At 54.0% G+C, this 21,547-nt stretch carries 23 protein-coding genes, 2 tRNA genes and 1 other RNA gene; 11 read left to right on the top strand and 15 right to left on the bottom strand.

Annotated features, from left to right (window positions below; translation table 11 throughout):
• Positions 1-3: 3 nt before the first annotated feature.
• Positions 4-393: a MysB family protein gene (locus G7090_RS08445; RefSeq protein WP_166182108.1), complete on the top strand. Its 390-nt coding sequence runs from the start codon at positions 4-6 to the stop codon at positions 391-393.
• Here the strand turns inward: G7090_RS08445 and G7090_RS08440 are convergent, their stop codons facing one another.
• The 3 genes from G7090_RS08440 to mdoG all read right to left on the bottom strand — a co-directional run bounded on the left by G7090_RS08440 (position 394) and on the right by mdoG (position 4,742).
• On the bottom strand, positions 394-621 hold the full coding sequence (locus tag G7090_RS08440; RefSeq protein ID WP_106992700.1) for a YceK/YidQ family lipoprotein: 228 nt from the start codon (positions 619-621) through the stop codon (positions 394-396).
• Positions 622-685: 64 nt separating this feature from the next.
• A complete protein-coding gene (gene mdoH, locus G7090_RS08435; protein WP_106992699.1) occupies positions 686-3,214 on the bottom strand; it encodes a glucans biosynthesis glucosyltransferase MdoH in 2,529 nt (842 codons plus the stop codon).
• Complete coding sequence (gene mdoG / locus G7090_RS08430) at positions 3,207-4,742, bottom strand: glucans biosynthesis protein MdoG (RefSeq protein ID WP_106992698.1); 1,536 nt, start codon at positions 4,740-4,742, stop codon at positions 3,207-3,209. The genes mdoH and mdoG overlap by 8 nt, the downstream gene beginning before the upstream one ends.
• Positions 4,743-5,015: 273 nt before the next feature.
• Between mdoG and mdoC the strand changes: the two genes are divergently transcribed.
• Complete coding sequence (mdoC, locus tag G7090_RS08425; RefSeq protein ID WP_166182107.1) at positions 5,016-6,176, top strand: glucans biosynthesis protein MdoC; 1,161 nt, start codon at positions 5,016-5,018, stop codon at positions 6,174-6,176.
• A gap of 34 nt (positions 6,177-6,210) precedes the next feature.
• On the opposite strand, the gene G7090_RS08420 is transcribed toward mdoC, so the two are convergent.
• From G7090_RS08420 to csgB, 6 genes are all read right to left on the bottom strand, one after another.
• A complete protein-coding gene (locus G7090_RS08420) occupies positions 6,211-7,695 on the bottom strand; it encodes a phospholipase D family protein (protein ID WP_166185161.1) in 1,485 nt (494 codons plus the stop codon).
• A complete protein-coding gene (gene ymdB / locus G7090_RS08415; RefSeq protein WP_166182106.1) occupies positions 7,631-8,173 on the bottom strand; it encodes an O-acetyl-ADP-ribose deacetylase in 543 nt (180 codons plus the stop codon). The genes G7090_RS08420 and ymdB overlap by 65 nt, the downstream gene beginning before the upstream one ends.
• Positions 8,174-8,257: 84 nt before the next feature.
• On the bottom strand, positions 8,258-8,650 hold the full coding sequence (locus G7090_RS08410) for a type 1 fimbrial protein (RefSeq protein WP_242685361.1): 393 nt from the start codon (positions 8,648-8,650) through the stop codon (positions 8,258-8,260).
• 63 nt (positions 8,651-8,713) lie between these two features.
• The gene (csgC, locus tag G7090_RS08405; protein WP_166182105.1) at positions 8,714-9,040 is read right to left on the bottom strand and encodes a curli assembly chaperone CsgC; all 327 of its coding nucleotides are present in this window, start codon (positions 9,038-9,040) and stop codon (positions 8,714-8,716) included.
• A gap of 61 nt (positions 9,041-9,101) precedes the next feature.
• Positions 9,102-9,557, bottom strand: coding sequence for a curli major subunit CsgA (gene csgA, locus G7090_RS08400; protein WP_106992691.1), 456 nt, complete (start codon positions 9,555-9,557; stop codon positions 9,102-9,104).
• A 42-nt stretch (positions 9,558-9,599) separates the two neighbouring features.
• Positions 9,600-10,049: a curli minor subunit CsgB gene (csgB, locus tag G7090_RS08395; RefSeq protein WP_106992690.1), complete on the bottom strand. Its 450-nt coding sequence runs from the start codon at positions 10,047-10,049 to the stop codon at positions 9,600-9,602.
• A gap of 747 nt (positions 10,050-10,796) precedes the next feature.
• Here csgB and csgD point away from each other — a divergent pair.
• From csgD to csgG, 4 genes are read left to right on the top strand one after another with little or no spacing between them, the layout of a single operon-like run.
• Positions 10,797-11,447 (top strand): biofilm master transcriptional regulator CsgD, encoded by a 651-nt coding sequence (csgD, locus tag G7090_RS08390; RefSeq protein ID WP_106992689.1) that lies wholly within the window; start codon positions 10,797-10,799, stop codon positions 11,445-11,447.
• 4 nt (positions 11,448-11,451) lie between these two features.
• Complete coding sequence (csgE, locus tag G7090_RS08385; protein ID WP_166182104.1) at positions 11,452-11,841, top strand: curli production assembly/transport protein CsgE; 390 nt, start codon at positions 11,452-11,454, stop codon at positions 11,839-11,841.
• A gap of 13 nt (positions 11,842-11,854) precedes the next feature.
• Positions 11,855-12,271 (top strand): curli production assembly/transport protein CsgF, encoded by a 417-nt coding sequence (gene csgF / locus G7090_RS08380; RefSeq protein ID WP_106992687.1) that lies wholly within the window; start codon positions 11,855-11,857, stop codon positions 12,269-12,271.
• Positions 12,272-12,297: 26 nt separating this feature from the next.
• Positions 12,298-13,131 (top strand): curli production assembly/transport protein CsgG, encoded by an 834-nt coding sequence (gene csgG / locus G7090_RS08375; RefSeq protein ID WP_106992686.1) that lies wholly within the window; start codon positions 12,298-12,300, stop codon positions 13,129-13,131.
• A 43-nt stretch (positions 13,132-13,174) separates the two neighbouring features.
• Here csgG and G7090_RS08370 read toward each other — a convergent pair whose 3' ends face one another.
• The 4 genes from G7090_RS08370 to ghrA form a co-directional block, all read right to left on the bottom strand.
• Positions 13,175-13,657 (bottom strand): DUF1097 domain-containing protein, encoded by a 483-nt coding sequence (locus tag G7090_RS08370; protein ID WP_207630103.1) that lies wholly within the window; start codon positions 13,655-13,657, stop codon positions 13,175-13,177.
• Between the two features lie 96 nt (positions 13,658-13,753).
• On the bottom strand, positions 13,754-14,308 hold the full coding sequence (locus G7090_RS08365) for a molecular chaperone (RefSeq protein WP_106992685.1): 555 nt from the start codon (positions 14,306-14,308) through the stop codon (positions 13,754-13,756).
• Positions 14,309-14,328: 20 nt separating this feature from the next.
• On the bottom strand, positions 14,329-15,066 hold the full coding sequence (locus tag G7090_RS08360; RefSeq protein WP_166182103.1) for a phosphatase: 738 nt from the start codon (positions 15,064-15,066) through the stop codon (positions 14,329-14,331).
• 83 nt (positions 15,067-15,149) lie between these two features.
• Positions 15,150-16,088: a glyoxylate/hydroxypyruvate reductase GhrA gene (gene ghrA / locus G7090_RS08355; RefSeq protein WP_106992683.1), complete on the bottom strand. Its 939-nt coding sequence runs from the start codon at positions 16,086-16,088 to the stop codon at positions 15,150-15,152.
• A 228-nt stretch (positions 16,089-16,316) separates the two neighbouring features.
• On the opposite strand from ghrA, the gene G7090_RS08350 reads away from it, so the two are divergent.
• Positions 16,317-16,404: transfer RNA gene (locus G7090_RS08350), tRNA-Ser, on the top strand.
• A gap of 252 nt (positions 16,405-16,656) precedes the next feature.
• Here G7090_RS08350 and G7090_RS08345 read toward each other — a convergent pair.
• Positions 16,657-17,562, bottom strand: coding sequence for a LysR family transcriptional regulator (locus tag G7090_RS08345; protein WP_166182102.1), 906 nt, complete (start codon positions 17,560-17,562; stop codon positions 16,657-16,659).
• A 109-nt stretch (positions 17,563-17,671) separates the two neighbouring features.
• Between G7090_RS08345 and G7090_RS08340 the strand changes: the two genes are divergently transcribed.
• The 4 genes from G7090_RS08340 to G7090_RS08325 all read left to right on the top strand — a co-directional run bounded on the left by G7090_RS08340 (position 17,672) and on the right by G7090_RS08325 (position 19,647).
• On the top strand, positions 17,672-18,532 hold the full coding sequence (locus tag G7090_RS08340; protein ID WP_166182101.1) for a pirin family protein: 861 nt from the start codon (positions 17,672-17,674) through the stop codon (positions 18,530-18,532).
• A gap of 20 nt (positions 18,533-18,552) precedes the next feature.
• A complete protein-coding gene (locus tag G7090_RS08335; RefSeq protein ID WP_166182100.1) occupies positions 18,553-19,230 on the top strand; it encodes an isochorismatase family protein in 678 nt (225 codons plus the stop codon).
• A gap of 146 nt (positions 19,231-19,376) precedes the next feature.
• Positions 19,377-19,464 (top strand) — tRNA-Ser (locus tag G7090_RS08330).
• A 45-nt stretch (positions 19,465-19,509) separates the two neighbouring features.
• Positions 19,510-19,647: non-coding RNA, RtT sRNA (locus G7090_RS08325), on the top strand.
• Between the two features lie 135 nt (positions 19,648-19,782).
• Here the strand turns inward: G7090_RS08325 and G7090_RS08320 are convergent.
• On the bottom strand, positions 19,783-21,276 hold the full coding sequence (locus G7090_RS08320) for a sodium:alanine symporter family protein (protein WP_166182099.1): 1,494 nt from the start codon (positions 21,274-21,276) through the stop codon (positions 19,783-19,785).
• Positions 21,277-21,547: the final 271 nt, after the last annotated feature.

Raw genomic sequence — 21,547 nt, 5'->3', positions numbered from 1 at the left:
ACCATGTCACATGAAGATTATGTATTTTATAGTACCCTGCAGGAAGCGATTGATGCCGCGCGCGAGGAGTTCCTCGTTGACAATCCCGGCATTGAGGAAGAGGACGCGAATATTGAGCAACTCAATATTCAGAAGTATGTCATGCAGGATGGGGACATTATGTGGCAGGCCGAATTTTTTGCCGATGATGGCGAAGACGGCGAATGCCTGCCGGTGCTTAGCGGTGAAGCGGCCCAGGCAGTGTTTGATGGCGATTATGACGAGATTGAATTGCGTCAGGAGTGGCTGGAAGAGAACACTCTGCATGAATGGGATGAGGGCGAATTTCAACTCGAGCCACCGCTGGATACCGAAGAGGGGCAAACCGCAGCGGATGAGTGGGATGAGCGTTAATTACTCATAGGGCCCGTGCTGAGCGTCGATGGGTAGCAGAAGGGTATCGAACACCAGCGAGAATGGCAGATCCAGAACCGTCAGGTAACGCCATGCAGAATCGCGAACGTCCCACTGCACGCCCGGGTAGTATTGATTGCCGTGTCCCTGCCCTGGGATAGTCCGGCTGATAATACTTCCGCAGCCGCTCAGTAATAACGCCATCGTAATGACGATCAAAAATCGCATCCAGTAGTACCTCTGATAAAAAAATACCGGCCCTGGAGCCGGTATTTATTTGCCCTTCGGGGCATTACTTCGCTTTCAACGCCTGCGGGTTCATCTTCAACGTCTCATAATGGCTCACCCAGGAAGAGTATCTCTCCGGGGCGGACCAGACACGATGATGCAGACGCGACATGGTGACCGGGTCGCTCAGCAGCACCAGACGACGATCGCGGTTCAGCTTCTCCGGGGTCTCGTTCAGCGCCTGCTCAACGTGACGATCGCGGGCAATCTCCAGCACGTTACTGGCCCGGTGACGGGCTGTCGCCATTGCGGTCGCCAGGGCGTTGAATGACGGATTAAACACGGCGTGCATAAACCCATCGTCCAGCGAACGGCTGCGATTGAGCTCCAGATATTTGTCGGTATCCACCAGCACCTGCGGCGGGGAATACTCTTCCGGGATCAGGAACAGCTTCCAGCGTTTGGTACGTAATCCCAGCGTTGACCGGCTGGAGAACACCGACACAAACGGCGACAGGATCAGGGAGAAGACAATCGGTGCCAGCCAGAACAGGAAGCGCAGATCCAGCCATGCCATGCCAACCGCCCACACCAGACCCAGCAGCATCTGCGAGCCGTGACGCATAAAGGCTTCACTCCATGGGGTGGAGTCATCGTCACGCTGCGGCGAGTTCCAGACCACTTCCCAGCCGAGGAAGGCGCTGACCACGAAGACGGTGTGGAACAGCATACGCACCGGGGCCAGCAGCACGGAGAAGAGCACTTCCAGCAGCAGGGAGAGCGTTACGCGGAAGAAACCGCCGTACTCTTTCGAGCCTTTACACCAGATGAGCACGATACTCAGCAGCTTCGGCAGGAACAGCAGCACCATCGTCGAGGCAAAGAGCGCAATCGCCAGCTCAGGACGCCACTGCGGCCACACCGGGAACAGCTGGCGCGGTTGCAGGAAGTACTGCGGCTCGGTCAGGGCGTGCACCACCTGCAGCGCGGTCGACAGGGCCAGGAACATAAACCACAGCGGCGCGGAGAGATAGGACATCACGCCGGTCAGGAACACGGCACGGTGTACCGGGTGCATCCCTTTGACGAGGAACAGGCGGAAGTTCATCAGGTTACCGTGGCACCAGCGACGGTCACGCTTCAGTTCATCCAGCAGGTTAGGCGGCAGCTCTTCATAGGAGCCCGGCAGGTCGTAGGCAATCCACACCCCCCAACCGGCACGACGCATCAGCGCGGCTTCCACGAAGTCATGGGACAGGATCGAGCCCGCAAAGGAGCCTTCACCCGGCAGCGGTGCCAGGGCACAGTGCTCGATGAACGGCTTCACGCGGATGATGGCGTTATGCCCCCAGTAGTGCGATTCACCCAGCTGCCAGAAGTGCAGACCGGCGGTGAACAGCGGCCCGTACACGCGGGTCGCAAACTGCTGGCAGCGCGCATACAGCGTGTCCATGCCCGACGCTTTTGGCGAAGACTGGATGATCCCGGCATTCGGGTTGGCTTCCATCAGGCGTACAAGGCCCGACAGGCAGTCACCGGTCATCACCGAGTCCGCATCCAGCACCACCATATAGCTGTACTGGTTGCCCCAGCGACGGCAGAAGTCATCGATGTTACCGCTTTTACGCTTCACGCGACGACGGCGGCGACGGTAGAAGATCTGCCCTTCACCCTGCACTTCGGCGATCAGCTCCATCCATGCTTTCTGTTCCGCCACGCAAATGTCGGGGTTGTAGCTGTCACTCAGGATGTAAACGTCGAAGTGTTCGCCGTTACCGGTGGCTTTCACCGACTCCCAGGTGGCACGCAGGCCGGCGAAGACGCGATCCACGTCTTCGTTACAGATAGGCATGATCAGCGCCGTACGGTGCTCAGGGTTGAGGGGTTCATCCCCTACCGTAGAGTGCGAAATGCTGTATTTGTCCCGGCCAATCAACAGCTGCAGGAAGCCCATCAACGCGGTCCAGAAACCGGCCGAGACCCAGCAGAAGAGAATGGCGAACAGCAGCAGGATGCCGCTTTGCAGAATATACGGCAGCAGCTGCATAAACGAGACCAGCAGATCCTGGCCGAGCATATCGGCCGGATTGATCAGCGCCCAGCCCTGGTAAGGCAGAATGGTCTTCATATACCAGGTGGCGACTACGGTCTGCGCGATGGTCAGCAGCAGCAGGATGTAGCGGCGAATACTGCCGACGGTACGCCATTTCTCTTCGCTGGCCTGTTGCTCTTTGGTCAGGCGGGAGAGATAGCGCGGGGTCACATCGCGGCCACGCAGGCGATCCCAGAAACGGCCCACCGGGTTGGTGCGCCATGGATCCGGGAACATTGAGGAGCGCGTCGCTTTCGGCATCGCTTCAAGCTGGGTGCGCCCTTCGTCATCGCGAATCAGCTGGCCTTCGGCCAGTGAGTCGGGCCAGGCCTGCTCGAGACGGCTTTTAACCGAGCCCAGCGGGGTATCATCTTCACGGGTAAACGGATGATGATCGGCATCCAGCGCGGTATGCACCGCAGTGATGTCACCCTTCGGCAGTGCCGCCTTCTCGATATCGGTCAGCGGCATGGCATCGATATACTCAGTTGTCTTATTCATTGGCAGGTAGCTGATAGCTCCAGGTTTCACTCAACGGCTGGTCAGCGTTCACCAGAGCGGCACGCATCTCAGTCGGTTGTTTCGCATCTTTCAGTTTCACACGGAGGGTTAAACGCCAGCCTTTGGTGACCGGGTTATAACGCACGTTGTTTTCCACGATTTCACCGTTATCACCAATGCTGGTCTGGGCGGTGACCGGGGTTTCCGGTGCCAGTTTACTCATCTCCTGACCGGTGAAGTCCACCACGAAGGCGATGGTGCCATCAGGCTGACGGATCAGATTCGACTGTTTCACATCTCCGGTGGAACGGCGGGTCTGCAGTACATACGCGTTTTCTGGCGCATGCAGCTTGTCTTCATCGCGGCTCATGGTGATGGAGTAGTTGAAGTTCATCTCTTTCCCGGCTTCCGGCAGCTGATCCGGCGTCCAGTAGGCGACGATGTTGTCGTTGGTTTCGTCGTTGGTCGGGATCTCTACCAGCTCAACTTTGCCTTTGCCCCACTCGCCTTTCGGGGTAATCCAGGCGCTTGGGCGCAGATCGTAACGATCGTCCAGATCTTCAAAGCGAGAGAAATCACGGCCACGTTGCAGCAGGCCAAACCCTTGTGGGTTTTCCATGCTGAAGCTGCTTACCGCCAGGTGTTTCGGGTTGTTCAGCGGACGCCAGATCCACTCGCCGTTCCCGGCCAGAATCGACAGACCGTTAGAGTCATGCAGTTCCGGGCGGAAGTTGGTAGCGGACGACGGCTGGTTAGGTCCGAACAGGAACATACTGGTCAGCGGCGCTACGCCCAGTTTGCCGACTTTATCGCGCAGATAGACTTTAGACTGCACGTCAACCACGGTGTCGCGGCCCGGAATAATGACAAAGCGATAGGCACCGGTTGCACGCGGGGAGTCCAGCAGCGCATAGATGGTCAGGCGTTTGTCGGTCGGTTTAGGACGTTCAATCCAGAACTCACGGAAACGGGGGAACTCTTCCCCGGAAGGCAGGGCGGTATCGATCGCCAGACCACGTGCAGAGAGGCCGTACACCTGGCCACCGCCGATCACGCGGAAATAGCTGGCGCCCAGCATGCTGACAATTTCGTCGTTCTTATCTTTACTGTTGATCGGGTAAAGCACTTTAAAGCCCGCGAAGCCCAGATCTTTCACGGTGTCTTTATCGTGTTGCACATTGCCGAAATTAAAATAGTCCGGGCTGTACTTGATTTTACGTACCGCGTTGGATGTCACTTCATTAATGGTGACAGGCGTGTCGAAGTACATCCCCTGATGATAAAACTCAAGCTTGAAAGGGGTTTTAATCTTATTCCAGTACGCTTTATCGTGATTAAACTGGATCTGCTGATAGTCCGCGTATTTCATGTCGCGGAAAACGGAGGGCAAGTTACTTTTTGGCGCTTCGTACCCCTTACCTGCCATCGATTTTGCCTGTTTTGCGACATCGTCGATAGTAAAGGCCAGGGCCGATGAGGTATACAGAGACAACAAGACGGCTGCCCCTACCCAACGCATTTTCATCATATGTGGTGTATGTTTCATAATAAGTAAGCACTTCCCCCTTTGTGTGCTTATATCGATCCGATCCATTTTAATGGAAAATCAGGCATTCCGACAACATAATCACCGCTTTGTTCAGCGTGCTGGCTCATGGAATAAGCAAATGAAAGTAACCCGTTTTCACTTTGCGTGCTTATCCTGGAGACAGTATGTCGGACTTCGTGTAGGGTTGGCTCCGAATGTAACCACTATTGCTCTTAGGGATAAGGCGATAAGTCTGAGAATGCACAAGGCTATATGAGTACCGTACCCACACAACGCGAATACTTCCTTGATTCTATTCGGGCCTGGCTGATGCTGCTGGGTATCCCGTTTCACATCTCCTTGATCTATTCGAGCCACGTCTGGCACGTCAATAGCGCCGAGTCCTCATGGTGGCTGACGCTGTTTAACGATTTCATCCACTCGTTCCGGATGCAGGTCTTTTTCGTTATTTCGGGCTATTTTTCCTACATGCTTTTTCTGCGCTACCCGCTTAAGCGCTGGTGGAAAGTGCGCGTGGAGCGGGTCGGGATCCCGATGCTCACCGCCATCCCTCTGCTCACGCTGCCGCAATTCATCATGCTGCAGTATGTAAAAGGCAAAGCGGACACCTGGCACAACCTGTCGCTGTACGAAAAATACAATACGCTTGCCTGGGAGCTGGTCTCGCACCTGTGGTTCCTGCTGGTGCTGGTGGTGATGACCACGGTCAGCCTGTGGCTGTTCAGCCGTATGCGCCGCCGTCTGAGTACAGGTTCACAGACGTTTTTTGCTGACATCAGTTGGGGCAAACTGTCGGTTCTGTTTTTACTGCTGGGCATTGCCTACGCCGCGCTGCGCCGCACGTTGCTCATCGTTTATTCGCCGATCCTCAGCGACGGCCTGTTCAACTTTGTGGTGATGCAGACCCTCTTCTATCTGCCTTTCTTTATTATTGGCGCGCTGGCGTTTGTCCATCCCCAACTGAAAGCCCTGTTTACCACCCCGTCGCGCGGCTGCACCCTCGGAGCAGCCCTGGCGTTTGTCGCCTATCTGCTGAATCAGCGTTATGGCAGCGGCGATGCGTGGATGTATGAAACCGAAAGCGTGATCACCATGCTGCTGGGACTGTGGATGGTGAATGTGGTCTTTGCCCTGGGGCACCGCCTGCTGAACTTTAAATCCGCGCGCGTCACCTATTTCGTTAACGCTTCGCTGTTCATCTATCTGGTGCACCATCCGTTGACGCTGTTTTTCGGCGCTTACATCACGCCGCATATCAGTTCAAACCTGCTGGGCTTTATCGCCGGACTGGTGTTTGTGGTCGGGATTGCGATTGTGCTGTACGAAATCCATCTGCGTATTCCGCTCCTGCGCTTCCTGTTTTCCGGTAAACCGGCCAGCAAACCCAATAATACCCCGCAGGCCACCAGCTAATCCGTTGCGCGCCGGTCATTGCACCGGCGCAACTTCACAGCAGCCACTCTACCGGCAACCAGTAGGCCAGCCGCACCTGCATCCGCTGCCAGAAACGGGTTTTAGGCTCCTTTTTGTGGACGATCTCCTCCCCGTCCTTGCGCTCAATCCAGTTCACACGCCCCAGTTTGTCCAGCTTTAACTGCCAGGCCTCGTGGCGCTGACTGCGTACAAACCGCGTATGGATCAGTCGCGCCAGTACCTCGCTTTCGATGACGAAGCCCATCTCGGTGTTGAGCATCGTTGATCGGGGATCAAAATTAAGCGAACCAATAAATACCTTTTCCCCGTCGATGCTGAACGTTTTGGCATGCAGGCTGGAACCGGAGTTCCCGGTAATGCCGCGGTCGTGTACTACCGGCACGCCATCCTGGGTCGGCTTGAGCTCGTAGAGTTCAATGCCATGACGCAACAGCTTCTTGCGCCAGCGGGCATAGCCGGCATGCACTACGGCGACATCGTTGGCCGCCAGGGAATTGGTCATGATGGCGACCTTAACCCCTTTGCGCACCATCTGCAGCAGCAGCGCCACCCCCGCCCGGGTGGGAACAAAATAGGCCGAGATAATCGCAATTTGCTCCACCGGCGAGCCCATCACGTCCAGCAAGCGCTGCGGCAGCAGGGAATGGCGTTTTGCCCGCCCCTGCCCTTTACGGGGATCGTCACTAAGCAACCGGGTTTTCGCCCAGATCAAGGGTAAATCCCCCGCTTCCAGACGAGTAATAAACTCGCTGGACTGGAGCTTATCCAGATAGCGGCGGGTAATATCGTCCCGATACCACTCTTCAGGCGGGTGAATTTTATCTTCGATTTCGGTCTCGGACAGTTCCAGCACCTGCTGGAGCGTGGAGACCGAGGCGCAGTTCCAGTAACGTTCAAAGTCATCGGCCACGTCCTGGACCACCGGGCCTGTCGCCATCACATCCAGATCGGAGAACAGCGGCTCCTCGCCCGCGCCAAAATAGGCATCCCCGATGTTTCTGCCACCGACGATGGTGACCTCCCCGTCCACGGTGAAACTCTTGTTATGCATCCGCCGGTTGAGGCGGGCAAAATCGGTGAGATAGCCCAGGGCGCGCAGGGAGCGAAACGAGAAAGGATTAAACAGACGAACCGAGAAATTGGGGTGCGCGTCCAGCAGGCGCAGGATGGCGTCGAGCCCCTGGGTATTGTTGTCATCCAGCAGCAGACGGACGCGCACGCCGCGCATGGCGGCGGAGAGCAGCACGGAAAACAGCAGTCTTCCGGACATGTCGTCTTCCCAGATGTAGTACTGCACATCGAGGGTCTTTTCCGCCATCTCCGCCAGCCGGTAGCGGCAGGCGAAGGCGTCCAGACTGTTATCAAGGGGGAGAAGGCCACAAAGGCCAGGATGTGCGGAACTGACCGGCGCAATAGCACGCCCGAGTCGGGTGTTATGCGTCGGTTTCCTGTCCTCGCTGGGTAAGCAGTCGCTTGTATAGTCGGGCATTTTCTTCATCATAGCAGACAAAGTATACCCGCTCCGGCAGAGGCTTGCGGGTGAGATAATCCGAAACCGTGTTAACGGCGATTTCTGCCGCTGCCGCGCGAGGATAACCGTAGACCCCGGTGCTGATCGCCGGGAAGGCGAGGGAGTGATAGCCGTTGGCTGCCGCCAGGTTCAGGCTGTTGCGATAGGCCTCTTCGAGGATCCGGGCTTCATGATGCTCGCCCCCATGCCAGACGGGACCAACGGTGTGGATCACCGCTTTGGCAGGCAGATCGCCTGCCAGGGTAATGACCGCCTGGCCCGGGGCGCACTCACCCTGCTGCTGACGCACCACCCGGCAGGCCTCCAGCAGGGCTGGCCCCGCCGCACGGTGGATAGCGCCATCCACGCCGCCCCCGCCCATTAACGAGGGGTTGGCGGCATTGACGACCACATCAACATGCAGGGTGGTGATATCACCCAGAAAAACTTCAATACGCGAGTTCATAAGCAACCTCTGCTGACGCTTTTTTCTTAAGTGTATCGCAGAGGATGGGGTGTGTAAGCCCGGTAATCAGAAAACCGCCCCGCCTCAGTGATAATCCACCTGAACGATAGCCAGCGACTTTTCAGGATTGATGTACTTCATACTGATGGTCGCACGATCCGTTACCGCAGCCCCATATAAGGCATCTGAATAGCTCACCTGTTGAGTGTGCATTTTTGATTCATGCGGACAGGATACCGAAAGAGTACGTGATGTCGGTGAGATGACGCAGGGACCTTCAACAATCTGTCCGATAAAATGGATAACATTACTGGCGTAAGCCGGTGTGAACGTAGCCGCCAGCACGAGAGCGGCGGCAAGTTTGATGCGGGACGAGACCATCGGTGCGATCCTTAATGAAAATCGTCCCTGATAATGAAACAACAGGTCCCGGACCGGGCTGTCGACCAGCATCGACGATGCCAGTAACATCAGCATAATCACATAACAACATTTCCGCTACATTAATCAATACATTGATTTCATGAATGTTTTTACCCATTACGCTTTTGACGGCGGCCACTGTTGCGAAAGATGCAGTGACTTGCCATCCGACACGGTGACAATGACATTGACCTTATCGTCAGGGCCTGAGTTTAGTGTCATGCGGGACAGATTGACCATTTTATTGGCCGGTAACGAGAGCGTATTTTGCTGTCGCGAGGTGCTTTGCCCACCGGGGCCGCTGCGCGAGGTAAGGATCTGCACCTGACACAGGCAGGGTTCCGTCACCGTTACCTGAGGAATAATGGTCAACATCTCCCCTTCTGTGGTGGTCTGAAAAGTGATCTGGCTGGTCAGCGCGGCAAGCAGTAACAGTGTATTCATGATCTTCTCCCAAAAAAAAACAGGGCCTCAGCCCTGTTTTTTCATCGTTCGGACGTCAGCGTTAGTACTGACCAGCTGTAACGGTGTTGCCAAAGCCAACCTGAGTGATGTTAGCGGTAGCGCCGTTAGAGGTTTGGTTCAGACTAACTTCGTTACGGCCACCAGACTGACGAACGTTAGCGGTCAGGTCACGACCACTCCACTGGCTGATGGTCGCTTCGTTACCCTGGCCACGCTGGTTCAGATCGATTTCGCTGTTATCAGCGCCCTGTGACAGGTCAGCATCGTTACCGAAACCGTTCTGGGTTACGGTGATTTCAGACCCACGAGCGTCGCTCTGCAAAGCGTCTACGTTGTTACGACCACCGTACTGATAAACAGTCAGCGTTTCTGGGCTAACGTTATTACCACCATTGTTGCCGCCGCCATGATTATTGCCCCATTGTGGAACGGAGCCAGCCATAGCACTGCCAGAAACCACGATTGCTGCAATTACTGCCACTTTTAAAAGTTTCATTGTAAAGCCCCCATCGGATTGATTTAGTTCGTCATTAAATAGCTAGCGTTGGATAACGCGAATGGCCATTTGTGACTGTCTCTGCACTACAACTGCCGTTTTTTGCGTACCGTACTGCGTAATATTCGCTTTATTACCAGAACCTTTCTGAATAATCATGGCGGTATTACCATATGCACCTTGATTAATACTCGCACTGTTCGAGTTCCCTTTTTGATCAATCCAGGCAAGGTTATAACTGCCTGATTGTTCAATGTTCGCCCGATTATTTCCGCCTTCCTGGGAAACTACAGATAACAATTTCGAGCCCTGCTGGAGAACAGTCGCGTTATTATTAACGCCCTGTTGTCCAATAATAGCGGCCTGGTTATAGGATGATTTACTCAATTCATTCACCGCAAAATTGTATTCTGAAGCTGCCAAATCAGGGGTGGCGAAAACAAATCCAGGTGCACCCAGTAATGTAAACATCAATAACAAACTGTTCTTCATGTCATCACCCTGGACCTGGTGGTAAAATAACTTGCGTTAACAAAGCGAAATATTTTGTTAACCCGGCGTTACGATGAAGAGTATGTCTGCCGAAACAATTTTAATATCTCACCCGCCAGTTGTATTTTTATTCTCCCTTTCACCCCAAAGTATTAAAAAAAATTAAACACTGTGGCGATACAGCGATTTAACAGGCCTTTTTAAAAGGGCATATGCCCATTTTGGAAATGGATAGCGACGAAAATGCTGATTTGCCGTTTCGCCTGCTTTGCAGGGGGGCGATCACGATATATCCATGAATGCGTGACAAAGTGCGTGATTTCTTAAGACGTTTACACAGTGTAAAAATAGACTTAGCGTTTTGACCCGACTCATACCTGAATGACAATAACACCTAAAATAAATTAACCTTAAAAATCAATAATATAATATAATTTGTATGATTTTTAAAATGTGTGCATCAATATCTTTGTGTACAACTTTATGATGAATCCTCATCAATTCATGAACTCAATTTTTACAAGTTAATATTGATTTTTACATCTTGTTACACGTTTAACACTTGCTTTAAAAATCGTAATAGCTAGATTGAAAACAGAAGTTCGCTATTGTTATTTTATTTTCCCTTACTTGAAGGGATATGGTCTTTCTTCTACACACAGCAGTGCAACATCTGTCAGTACTTCTGGAGCCCCCAATAATATTATTGGGGGCAACTGCCAGGTGTTTCAAAAAAGGGGTTTCATCATGTTTAATGAAGTCCAAAGTTTTCATGGTCAGACATTATTGTTAGTGACCAAACCTTCTTTGCAGGCAACAGCCTTACTACAGCATTTAAAGCAAAGTCTGACCTTGAGCGGAAAATTGCATAGCATTCAACGCTCTTTTGATGACATTGCCCCTGGCAGCATTATTCTTTTCGATATGATGGAAGCGGATAAAAAACTTATCCAATACTGGCAAGATATTTTAAGCAGAAAAAACAACAATATCCGTGTGTTGTTGTTGAATACGCCCGAAGAGTATCCATTCAGAGATATTGAAAGCTGGCCGCATATCAATGGTGTCTTTTATGTCAACGAGGACGAGACACGCGTGGTGGAGGGCCTGCAGGGAATTCTGCGTGGGGAATGCTATTTTTCGCAAAAACTTGCCAGCTACCTCATAACGCATTCCGGAAATTATCGCTATAACAGTTCAGAGTCTGCGTTGCTGACCCATCGCGAAAAAGAGATTCTGAATAAATTACGCATCGGAGCTTCAAATATTGAAATCGCCCGTTCGTTATTTATCAGCGAAAATACGGTCAAGACCCATCTTTATAATCTTTTCAAGAAGATAGCTGTTAAAAATCGGACGCAGGCGGTTTCATGGGCAAATGATAACCTCAGGCGTTAACAGTATGAAACGCACAATGAGTTGGATTGCCGCAGCAGGTTTATGGCTTGCTGCCGGGAATCTGCATGCGGTTGAAGTAGAGATCCCAGGATTGTTAACTGACCACACGGTCTCGGCTGTCGGTCATGCTTTTTATCGCGAGTTCAGCGACAGATGGGAAAGTGACTATCCTGGGAACTTAACGATCAATGAACGGCCCAGTGCGCGATGGGGGAGTTGGATCACGATAACGGTCAATCAGGACGTTATTTTCCAGACGTTTTTATTCCCAACGAAAAGAGACCTGGATCAAAACGTGGTCTTCGCTCTGGCTCAAACCGAAGAAGCATTAAATCGTCTGCAGATCGATAAAGCTCTGCTCAGTACCGGCGATTTAGCGCAAGACGAGTTTTAATTCGGAGGCATTCATGCGTGTTGTCTATGCAGTTATCGCTTTACTGCTCATTCCATCGTTGAGCTGGGCCGGAAATATGACTTTTCAGTTCCGTAATCCTAACTTCGGGGGCAACCCCAATAATGGCTCTTTTCTTTTAAACTCAGCCCAGGCGCAAAACTCCTACAGGGATCCGAGCGCCGACGATGACTTCGGTATTGAGACCCCAAGCGCTCTGGATAACTTTACCCAGGCAATCCAGGCCCAGGTTCTGGGCGGATTATTGACCAACATCAACACCGGTAAACCGGGCCGGATGGTGACCAGCGACTTTATTGTCGACATCGCCAATGCGGACGGACAAATGCAGTTAAATGTCACAGACCGGAAAACGGGGAGAACTTCCACCATTCAGGTCGCTGGCTTGCAAAGTAATTCCACCGACTTTTAGACATAGTCGAGATAAGGACAATAATCATGCAGCGCTTTCTCATACTTGTTGCAGTGTGCTTATTGAGCGGTTGTTTAACTGCTCCGCCCAATCAGGCAGCAAAACCGACATTAATGCCTCGCGCCCAAAGCTATCGTGATTTAACCCAATTACCACTGCCAACGGGTAAGATCTACGTGTCGGTTTACAATATTCAGGATGAAACGGGTCAATTTAAACCTTATCCGGCAAGTAACTTCTCTACCGCTGTTCCGCAAAGCGCCACCGCAATGCTGGTCACGGCGTTAAAAGATTCTCGCTGGTTTATTCCTCTGGAACGTCAGGGGCTGCAAAACCTGCTCAACGAACGCAAAATCATTCGTGCGGCGCAGGATAACGGCACCGTGGCGATGAATAACCGTATTCCATTGCACTCTCTCACGGCGGCAAACGTCATGGTTGAAGGCTCGATTATCGGTTACGAAAGTAATGTGAAATCGGGGGGTGTTGGGGCGCGCTACTTTGGTATCGGCGGTAATACGCAGTACCAGCTTGATCAGATTGCAGTGAACCTGCGTGTGGTCAACGTGAGTACCGGGGAGATCTTATCCTCCGTCACCACCAGCAAAACCATTCTCTCGTACGAGGTTCAGGCCGGGGTGTTCCGCTTTATCGACTATCAGCGACTGCTGGAAGGCGAAATCGGTTATACCTCTAACGAACCGGTGATGCTCTGCCTGATGTCCGCTCTTGAAACCGGGGTGATCTTCCTGATTAACGACGGTATCGATCGCGGCCTGTGGGATCTGCAAAACAAGAACGAAGTGAAAAACGATGTTCTGGTGAAATACCGCGAGATGTCAACGCCGCCAGAATCCTGACAGAAAGCGCATTAAAAAGGCGAGACTCTGGTCTCGCCTTTTTTTATTTGCTTAACGCCGTCACGCTTCGCGCCCTGTCTCTGCGCGCCGCCAGCCACAGTCCGCTGTTTTTCATCGCGTAACCAAACACCAGCCCTAACGCCAGCGAAGGCACCACCAGCCGCCAGTCCCCCTGCCCTGCAAAAGTGGCGCAGGCTCCCATAAAGGTGCCAGGTACAAAAGAGAGCAGCAGATGTTTTGCCTGGATGCACATCAAAAACGCCACTACGCCGGTCATGACGTAGCCGACAATTTCCAGATGAGGCGTCAGCGCGCTGCCGTGGATGATGATCATCGCCCACGCCACGCCGCTCATCAGCGTACAGGCCGAGATAAACAGCCCCTTCACGCCACCCTGCGGGCAGGCGAAATAGGCTGTGCAGCCCAGAAAGCCCGCCCAACTCAGGAGTCCAAGGGAGACAGCAACCCAACCCCATATCCCGGAGAGGATGCCAGTTGTGATTGCAATAGAAAGTAATATGTTCATGGCGCGCATCTTAGCAGATACGCGGCCATGAAATGAGATCAGGAACACATAATATGCAAATTGAGATTTTCTGTTACATTAAGAAAGTGATCCAGATCACTCTTCGTTCTCTTCCTGCAGCTCGTCCCACATAGCGGCAACGGCGTCACGGGTCAGCGGGGCCATGGTACGCCAGAATGGCGAGGTGGCATGCGCCTCGACCTTGCCGAGAAACGCGCCACACCAGGGTAAAATGTACTCCCCGAAGAGGGTTTCCAGCGCCTCGTTTTCATCTTCTGCCGCGTGATCTTCAATCCACGAGGCCGCCAGCAACAGCGTACCGATATGGTCGGCAGGGGTATCGGTCAGGGGCATACCCCGTGTGGAGAGAAACGCACGCACTTCGGCTTCGGTCGCCCCCTCTTCCCAGGCAGAGCGGTAAGGCGACACGCGACACTCTTCTCCCACAAACAGTGCGTTGTAATCCGCTGAAATCTGCTGCATGTCGCAGCTGTTTTGCAGACGTTGCAGCAGCTCATCCTGCTCAAGGGGCCAGCTATTCGCCAGCTTGCCTTCGCGGATCAGGGTAAACAGCGGCACCAGCAGCGGATCCTGCGGCTGGCGATAATAGATAGAACCCAGTACGCGGCAGAGGATGGAAAACTCGTTCATTTATTTAGTCCATTACACAGTTAAAATTCAGCAAATTCGGCAATCGGTGCCATACCGCGTGACGCCAGGAAATCGAGTAACCGGCGTGGCGTCACGTTCAGAATGCGATCTTCAGGGAAGTCCACCGCATCGAGGATTTTGCGGCACTCGCTAAAATCACCCAGCGTAAACGCGGTGTGGGAATCGGAGCCCAGCGCCACATAGCCACCAGCGTCACGCACCGCCGCCGCAACGTCACGGCAGTTCGCCTCGCTGCCTTTACGGGAGTGAATAAAGGAGGAGTTGTTGATCTCCAGCGCCACGTGATGTTCAGCCGCAGCCCGGGCGACAGCCTGAATGTCGATAGGGTATTTCGGGTTACCCGGATGGCTGATGATATGCACGTTGCCGCTGGCAATGGTGGCGATCATCGCCTCGGTGTTGGTGGCTTTGTCCTGCGGGGGAAATACCGGCTCATGAAAACCGGCGAGGATCAGATCCAGAGAGGTCAGCATCGGGCCGGTACAGTCAATCTCACCCTGGGTGTTTTTGATGTTAGCCTCAATGCCGCGCAGGATCCCCACCCCGTCCACCACCCGCGGCCAGATACGCATATTCACAAAGTGCCAGTAGTGCGGGGCATCTGCCATATCCGGACCATGATCGGTGATCGCAAAGAGTTTGATGTTCTTTACCTTCGCCTGGGCGATATAGTCATGAAGATTGCTGTAGGCGTGAGTGCTGGCGACGGTGTGCATATGCAGGTCAACGGGGTACATCGTTTTCTCCTCTCGTGTTTCCCAAAGGATAGCAGTTATCCCAGGCGTTTATTAGCAAAAACCCGGCGATGGCCGGGTTTGACTCAGTAACCGCGCTGTCTGTCGACCTGCCCGGTGACCGGCTCGCCTTTTTCCAGATGGGTGATGGTGCGGGCGATATAGGCCACGGCTTCTGCCGGACGCGTCACCGCCGCCACGTGCGGGGTCATGGCCACGCGCGGGTGGGCCCATAATGGGTTCTCAGCAGGTAATGGCTCTTTACTGTAAACATCCAGCATCGCCCCTTTCAGCTTGCCACGCTCCAGCGCCGCCAGCAGATCGGCCTCGATCACATGAACGCCGCGCGCCAGGTTCATCAGATAGCTGTTATCCGCCAGCTGATTCAGCAGGCCGCTATTAATGATCCCAACGGTTTCCGCGGTATTCGGCAGGAGATTAATCAGCACCCGGGTGCCCTGTAAAAATTGCGGAAGCTCCTCCATCCCGGCAAAGCTGGTGACGCCAGGATAGTCCTTGCGGGTGCGGCTCCAGCAGCGCAGCGGGAAGCCCCAGGGTGCCAGCGCTTCGGCCACCTTAGCACCCAGCACCCCTGCCCCGAGGATACCGATGGTAAAATCTTCGCGCTGATAATCGGCCAGCGGCTCCCAACGGGCCTGCTGTTTTAAGGCCTGGTAGTCATCAAAGCGGCGGAACCAGTGCAGCACCTGGCTTACGGCATACTCCTGCATCTGCTGCCCCATGCCGGTATCTTCAAGACGGAACAGGGGAATACTTTCTGCCAGCATCTCCGGGTGCGCTTTGAGTTTGCTGAGGATCGAGTCCACGCCCGCTCCAAGGGCAAACACCGCCTTTAAATTGCGCCCCTGCAGCATCTCTACCGGGGGATGCCACACCAGGGCATAATCCGCCGGTTCATTATCGCCGCGTTTCCACTCGCGAACCCGTGCGCCCGGCAGCGCCGCCGAAAGCGTTTTAATCCAGTAAGCGTTATCAAATGTTGGGTGGTAAAAAATGATGTCCATTGCGATTGCCTTCTGTTGCGCTGTTTTACGTTCATTTTCAACTGCATCGCAGCATAACAAATTTTGCGACCTGGGTGGTTGTAGATAAAAGAGGCACTTTCAGCACAATTCGAAATCATGTTGGTTGAAGTTTGTCTCAACGCGCTAATTTACTGAAAAAGTTGATTGACGTAAGTAAGGCTTTTCCTTACATTAGCGCCCGTCCCGGCAACAACGGGATGACAATATGGTGAGGTGTCCGAGTGGCTGAAGGAGCACGCCTGGAAAGTGTGTATACGGCAACGTATCGGGGGTTCGAATCCCCCCCTCACCGCCATATTCGAGATGAGAGCTCGTACGAAAGTACGGGCTCTTTTCTTTTATATTCTCCCGAGAGGGAGGGATGAGAACCCCCGACTGGGGGTTCGACAACTGGCGACAGCCAGTTGGACAGCCTGAGAGCGCAGCGAACAGGCTGCCCGCAGGGCGAGCGCAGCGAGTCAATCCCTCCCGATGCCAAATATAATACTGTGCAGCCTGTATGTCGGGTGGCGCTAGCGCTTACCCGACCTACAAAACCTCAATCCACTCACTCCTCCACCATCCTCGCATACTCCCCGGTCAAAAAATCCACCAGCGTTCTGACGGACGGCAGCAGTCCGCGACGGGACGGATAGACCGCATGGATCACCTCCCGGCGCGGTTCCCATGCCTCAAGCACTTTTACCAGCGCCCCAGAGGCCAGCTGGTCTTTGACCATCAAAATCGGCAACTGCACCAGGCCCACCCCTGCCATCGCCGCTTCCCGCAGCGCCAGCATGTCGGTAGTAATCAAACGCGGTTGAAAATGGATCTCCGCCCTCGCCCCTTCCGGCCCGCTCAGCGCCCACTTATGAACCTGTTTCCCCTCCCCCATACTCAGACCGGGCCAGGCGCTGAGTTCGGACGGCACCCCCGGCGTTCCCAGCCGGGCGATCAACGCTGGCGCCGCCACCAGGCAGTGGCCCCTGTCGGCCAGCACCCGCAGGACCAGATCGCTGTCATCGAACGGGCGCGGTCGCACGCGGATCGCCACATCAATCCCTTCCGCCACCAGATCCACCCGCCGGTTGGTCGCCTCAAGCTGCAGATTAATGCCAGGGTAGCGCGCCATAAATCTCGCCAGCATCGGCCCGACGTGAACATGCAGCAGCGTCACCGGACAGGTGATCCTCACCATGCCGCGCGGCTCAGCCTGCAACGCGGCGACCGCCTCCTCCGCCGCCTCGGCCTCTACCAGCATCGCCTTACAGTGCTGATAGAAGGTGTGCCCCACCTCCGTCACCGTAAACTGCCGGGTGGTGCGCTGGATCAAGCGCACGCCGAGCCGCGTCTCCAGCTGGGCAATTCGGCGGCTGAGCTTGGATTTAGGCTGGTCAAGCGCCCGGCCCGCCGCCGCGAAGCCCCCGTGCTCCACCACCTTCACAAACCATACGAAATCATTCAGATCCTGCATATCGCCTCATCGTTCCATTTAAGGAACAGTGAATGTCATTTTTGCTATCTACCGGGATATTAAACCTGAATATAAGCTAATTACATCGACAGAACATCAGGAGAAGAGGATGAAAAACGTAACAGGCATTTATACCGCACCCCGCCAGCACTGGGTTGGCGACGGTTTCCCGGTGCGTTCGATGTTTTCTTACCAGACTCACGGCGAGCCGCTGAGCCCGTTTTTACTGCTGGACTATGCCGGGCCGCACAGCTTCCCGGCGGATGGCGCAAAACGCGGCGTGGGTGAGCATCCCCACCGGGGCTTTGAGACGGTCACCATCGTCTATTCCGGCGAAGTGGAGCACCGCGACTCAACGGGAAAAGGTGGCGTGATTGGCCCGGGGGACGTGCAGTGGATGACGGCCGGGTCCGGCATTCTGCATGAGGAGTTCCACTCCAGCGCCTTTGCGCAGCAGGGTGGCGAGTTAAAAATGCTGCAACTGTGGGTCAACCTGCCGGCGAAAGACAAGATGGCGACGCCGGGCTACCAGAGCATCACCAGCAGCCAGATCCCGGTGGTGGCGTTGCCCGATAACAGCGGCACGCTGCGGGTAATCGCCGGGCGCTACGAGGATGTATCCGGTCCGGCGCACACCTACTCCCCGCTGAACGTCTGGGATATCGCCCTGCGCCAGGAGAGTCATCTCACGCTCGCTCAGCCTGAAGGCTGGAGCACCGCGCTGGTGGTGCTGGAAGGCAGCGTGACGGTGAACGGTTCCGCCGGGGCGGGTGAAGCCCAGCTTGTGGTGCTGAGCCAGGAAGGAGAAAAGCTGCACCTGGAAGCCAGCAGCGACGCCAAAGTGCTGCTGATGGCCGGGGAGCCGCTGAATGAACCGATCGTCGGTTACGGGCCGTTCGTGATGAACACTAAAACCGAAATCGCAGAAGCCATTCGCGATTTCAACTCCGGCCGCTTCGGCCAGATCTGAACCTGATAAAGGAGAGAATTATGTCTACCCCAGCTAACTTTAACGGTGCGCGTCCGGTCATTGATGTGAATGATGCGGTGATGCTGCTGATCGATCACCAGAGCGGCCTGTTCCAGACCGTTGGTGACATGCCGATGCCGGAGCTGCGTGCTCGCGCTGCGGCGCTGGCAAAAATTGCCAGCCTGGCGAATATCCCGGTGATCACCACCGCCTCCGTGCCGCAAGGGCCTAACGGGCCGCTGATCCCGGAGATCCACGCTAACGCGCCGCATGCGCAGTACGTGGCGCGTAAAGGCGAGATCAACGCCTGGGATAACCCGGCGTTCGTGGCCGCCGTGAAAGCAACCGGGCGCAAAACGCTGATTATCGCCGGGACCATCACCAGCGTCTGTATGGCCTTCCCGTCGATCAGTGCAGTGGCTGACGGGTATAAAGTGTTTGCGGTGATTGATGCCTCGGGCACCTACAGCAAAATGGCGCAGGAGATCACCCTGGCGCGGGTGGTGCAGGCGGGCGTAGTGCCAATGGATACCGCCGCGGTCGCCTCGGAGATCCAGCGCACCTGGAATCGTGAGGATGCGGCGCAGTGGGCAGAAGTCTACACCCACATTTTCCCGGCGTATCAGTTGCTGATGGAAAGCTACGGCAAGGCGCAAGAGGTAGTGAAGAACAGCGAAGTGCTCGATTCACAGCGTTAATGATTCGCTCCACGGTATAAAAACCGTGGAGCTGATTATTGCTTAACCGAACGCGCGTTAAAGCGGAAAATCTGCTTGACCGATTTAGCCTGACTCCCTATAGTAACGCCCCGTTGCCCCCGAGAGGAAAGGCAGCAAAACAATATGGTGAGGTGTCCGAGTGGCTGAAGGAGCACGCCTGGAAAGTGTGTATACGGCAACGTATCGAGGGTTCGAATCCCTCCCTCACCGCCATATTTAAAGAAGAGCTCGCATGAAACTGCGGGCTTTTTTTTCGCATATTGCACGCCTGCGGGAGGGATAAGATCCCTCGACCGAGGGTTCGACAACTGGCGCAGCCAGTTGGACAGACTGAGAGCGCGGCGAACAGGCTGCCCGCAGGGCGAGCGCAGCGAGTCAATCCCTCCCTCACCGCCATATTTAAAGAAGAGCCCGCATGAAAATGCGGGCTTTTTTTTCGCATGTCGCACGCCACCGGGAGGGATGAGATCCCCCTTCACCACCCCTGTAAAAAAAGAGCCCGCACTTTCGTACCGGCTCTTTTGCGTATCTTTAACTTACTGTACGACTTCCCGGCAGAGAAGATGTCTCACCCGAGTTCACATCCTTTTCATCTTTACGTTCTTTAACCCAATGATCGGCATTTTTAATCCCAAGCCGAATCGGATCAAATTGCGGATCGATACCTTGCGCCTTTTGCGTTTCATAATCTTTAAGACTGGCAAATGCTTTTTTATGTAAAAGAACAATTGCAATAATGTTAAGCCACGCCATCAGACCGACCCCAATATCGCCCAGGCCCCATGCCAGATCCGCAGTACGCACGGTGCCATAGACCGTGGACGTTAACAGAAATATTTTCAGCAAGAACGTCAGCCATGGGCGGTGAATTTTACGGTTGATATACGCGATATTCGTTTCTGCAATGTAGTAGTAGGCAATAATCGTTGTGAAGGCAAAGAAGAACAGCGCAATGGCAACAAAGTAATTACCAAAGCCAGGCATCATGCTTTCCATCGCGGTCTGCACATAGCCAGGGCCTGCCGCCACGCCCGCAATGCCCGTGTAGATTGCCGCGCCGTCGACGCCCTGAACGTTATACAACCCGGTAATCAATAGCATGAACCCGGTCGCAGAACAGACGAACAGCGTATCGATATAGACGGAGAAGGCCTGCACCAGCCCCTGTTTCGCCGGATGACTTACTTCGGCCGCTGATGAAGCATGTGGCCCTGTACCCTGTGCCGCTTCGTTGGAATAAACACCACGCTTAACACCCCACATTATCGCCTGACCCAAAACAGCACCAAAGCCCGCTTCAAGGCCAAATGCGCTTTTCCAGATCAGCAGAATAACGGAAGGAAGTTGGTCAATATTAAGGGCGATAATAACGCAGGCGACAATAATATAGCCGAGCGCCATAAAGGGAACGACCATGCTGCTAAAGCTGGCGATCCTTTTCACACCACCAAAAATAATAAAACTTAACAATATAGCCAATAATGCAGCGGTGACATTTGGATCGAGCCCAAAGGCAATATCCAGGCTGGCGCCAATAGAGTTTGCCTGTACACCGGGAAGTAATAATCCGCAGGAGAAAATAGTCACTATAGCAAATAACCATGCGTACCATTTTACGCCCAAACCTTTTTCAATATAAAAGGCAGGACCGCCACGATATTCGCCATTGATTTTTTCTTTATAAACCTGACCCAGAGTGGATTCAACAAAAGCAGAGCTGGCGCCCAAAAACGCTACCATCCACATCCAGAATAGCGCGCCAGGCCCACCAAACGTAATGGCGGTCGCCACGCCAGCGATGTTCCCGGTCCCCACGCGTCCCGCCAGCGTCATTGTCAGTGCCTGAAACGACGATACGCCTGCATCCGTGGCACGCCCCTGAAACATCAGAGCCACCATATGTTTGACATGACGTAATTGAAGAAAGCGACTACGCAGTGAGAAATAGAGGCCGACACCCAGGCATAAAAATATTAACGCCGGGCTCCAGATAACCCCATTAATTGCACTAACCAGTTCGTTCATGTATGGCCCTCAGCGTGATGGTCCAGAGAAAACGCTTCCCCGGAGTTTCTTTTTAGAATTGTGTTTTAATGACTACGAAACATAGATAATAGTCCGAAAGTTACCAACTTAATATTCGCCTGGCAGTAATGAACTGTGACAACATTCACGTTTAATTGATTATTTATAATTAGCCTGATCATGGTTCTCATACATATTTTGTGGGTATTATGAATTAATATCACACTTCTGCCATTTTTATTAAAAAGCCCTTTGCGCTAACAACAAGACT

The organism is Leclercia sp. 29361, assembly GCF_011290365.1.
In the GTDB taxonomy this organism is placed as follows: domain Bacteria; phylum Pseudomonadota; class Gammaproteobacteria; order Enterobacterales; family Enterobacteriaceae; genus Enterobacter; species Enterobacter tamurae.
Note: the sequence above shows the minus strand (reverse complement) of the source record. Positions and strands in the feature narration are given on the sequence as shown.

What these genes read in the sequence shown, in the direction of transcription:
- G7090_RS08410 (WP_242685361.1), bottom strand. Translation starts at nt 8,650, where the DNA reads ATGCTGATGTTACTGGCATCGTCGATGCTGGTCGACAGCCCGGTCCGG.
- G7090_RS08360 (WP_166182103.1), bottom strand. Translation starts at nt 15,066, where the DNA reads ATGTACCCCGTTGACCTGCATATGCACACCGTCGCCAGCACTCACGCC.
- mdoH (WP_106992699.1), bottom strand. Translation starts at nt 3,214, where the DNA reads ATGAATAAGACAACTGAGTATATCGATGCCATGCCGCTGACCGATATC.
- G7090_RS08440 (WP_106992700.1), bottom strand. Translation starts at nt 621, where the DNA reads ATGCGATTTTTGATCGTCATTACGATGGCGTTATTACTGAGCGGCTGC.
- G7090_RS08370 (WP_207630103.1), bottom strand. Translation starts at nt 13,657, where the DNA reads ATGAACATATTACTTTCTATTGCAATCACAACTGGCATCCTCTCCGGG.
- csgF (WP_106992687.1), top strand. Translation starts at nt 11,855, where the DNA reads ATGCGTGTTGTCTATGCAGTTATCGCTTTACTGCTCATTCCATCGTTG.
- csgE (WP_166182104.1), top strand. Translation starts at nt 11,452, where the DNA reads ATGAAACGCACAATGAGTTGGATTGCCGCAGCAGGTTTATGGCTTGCT.
- G7090_RS08365 (WP_106992685.1), bottom strand. Translation starts at nt 14,308, where the DNA reads ATGAACGAGTTTTCCATCCTCTGCCGCGTACTGGGTTCTATCTATTAT.
- G7090_RS08340 (WP_166182101.1), top strand. Translation starts at nt 17,672, where the DNA reads ATGAAAAACGTAACAGGCATTTATACCGCACCCCGCCAGCACTGGGTT.
- G7090_RS08320 (WP_166182099.1), bottom strand. Translation starts at nt 21,276, where the DNA reads ATGAACGAACTGGTTAGTGCAATTAATGGGGTTATCTGGAGCCCGGCG.
- G7090_RS08335 (WP_166182100.1), top strand. Translation starts at nt 18,553, where the DNA reads ATGTCTACCCCAGCTAACTTTAACGGTGCGCGTCCGGTCATTGATGTG.
- mdoG (WP_106992698.1), bottom strand. Translation starts at nt 4,742, where the DNA reads ATGATGAAAATGCGTTGGGTAGGGGCAGCCGTCTTGTTGTCTCTGTAT.
- csgD (WP_106992689.1), top strand. Translation starts at nt 10,797, where the DNA reads ATGTTTAATGAAGTCCAAAGTTTTCATGGTCAGACATTATTGTTAGTG.
- csgB (WP_106992690.1), bottom strand. Translation starts at nt 10,049, where the DNA reads ATGAAGAACAGTTTGTTATTGATGTTTACATTACTGGGTGCACCTGGA.
- G7090_RS08420 (WP_166185161.1), bottom strand. Translation starts at nt 7,695, where the DNA reads ATGAAGAAAATGCCCGACTATACAAGCGACTGCTTACCCAGCGAGGAC.
- ymdB (WP_166182106.1), bottom strand. Translation starts at nt 8,173, where the DNA reads ATGAACTCGCGTATTGAAGTTTTTCTGGGTGATATCACCACCCTGCAT.
- G7090_RS08345 (WP_166182102.1), bottom strand. Translation starts at nt 17,562, where the DNA reads ATGCAGGATCTGAATGATTTCGTATGGTTTGTGAAGGTGGTGGAGCAC.
- mdoC (WP_166182107.1), top strand. Translation starts at nt 5,016, where the DNA reads ATGAGTACCGTACCCACACAACGCGAATACTTCCTTGATTCTATTCGG.
- csgC (WP_166182105.1), bottom strand. Translation starts at nt 9,040, where the DNA reads ATGAATACACTGTTACTGCTTGCCGCGCTGACCAGCCAGATCACTTTT.
- ghrA (WP_106992683.1), bottom strand. Translation starts at nt 16,088, where the DNA reads ATGGACATCATTTTTTACCACCCAACATTTGATAACGCTTACTGGATT.
- csgG (WP_106992686.1), top strand. Translation starts at nt 12,298, where the DNA reads ATGCAGCGCTTTCTCATACTTGTTGCAGTGTGCTTATTGAGCGGTTGT.
- csgA (WP_106992691.1), bottom strand. Translation starts at nt 9,557, where the DNA reads ATGAAACTTTTAAAAGTGGCAGTAATTGCAGCAATCGTGGTTTCTGGC.
- G7090_RS08445 (WP_166182108.1), top strand. Translation starts at nt 4, where the DNA reads ATGTCACATGAAGATTATGTATTTTATAGTACCCTGCAGGAAGCGATT.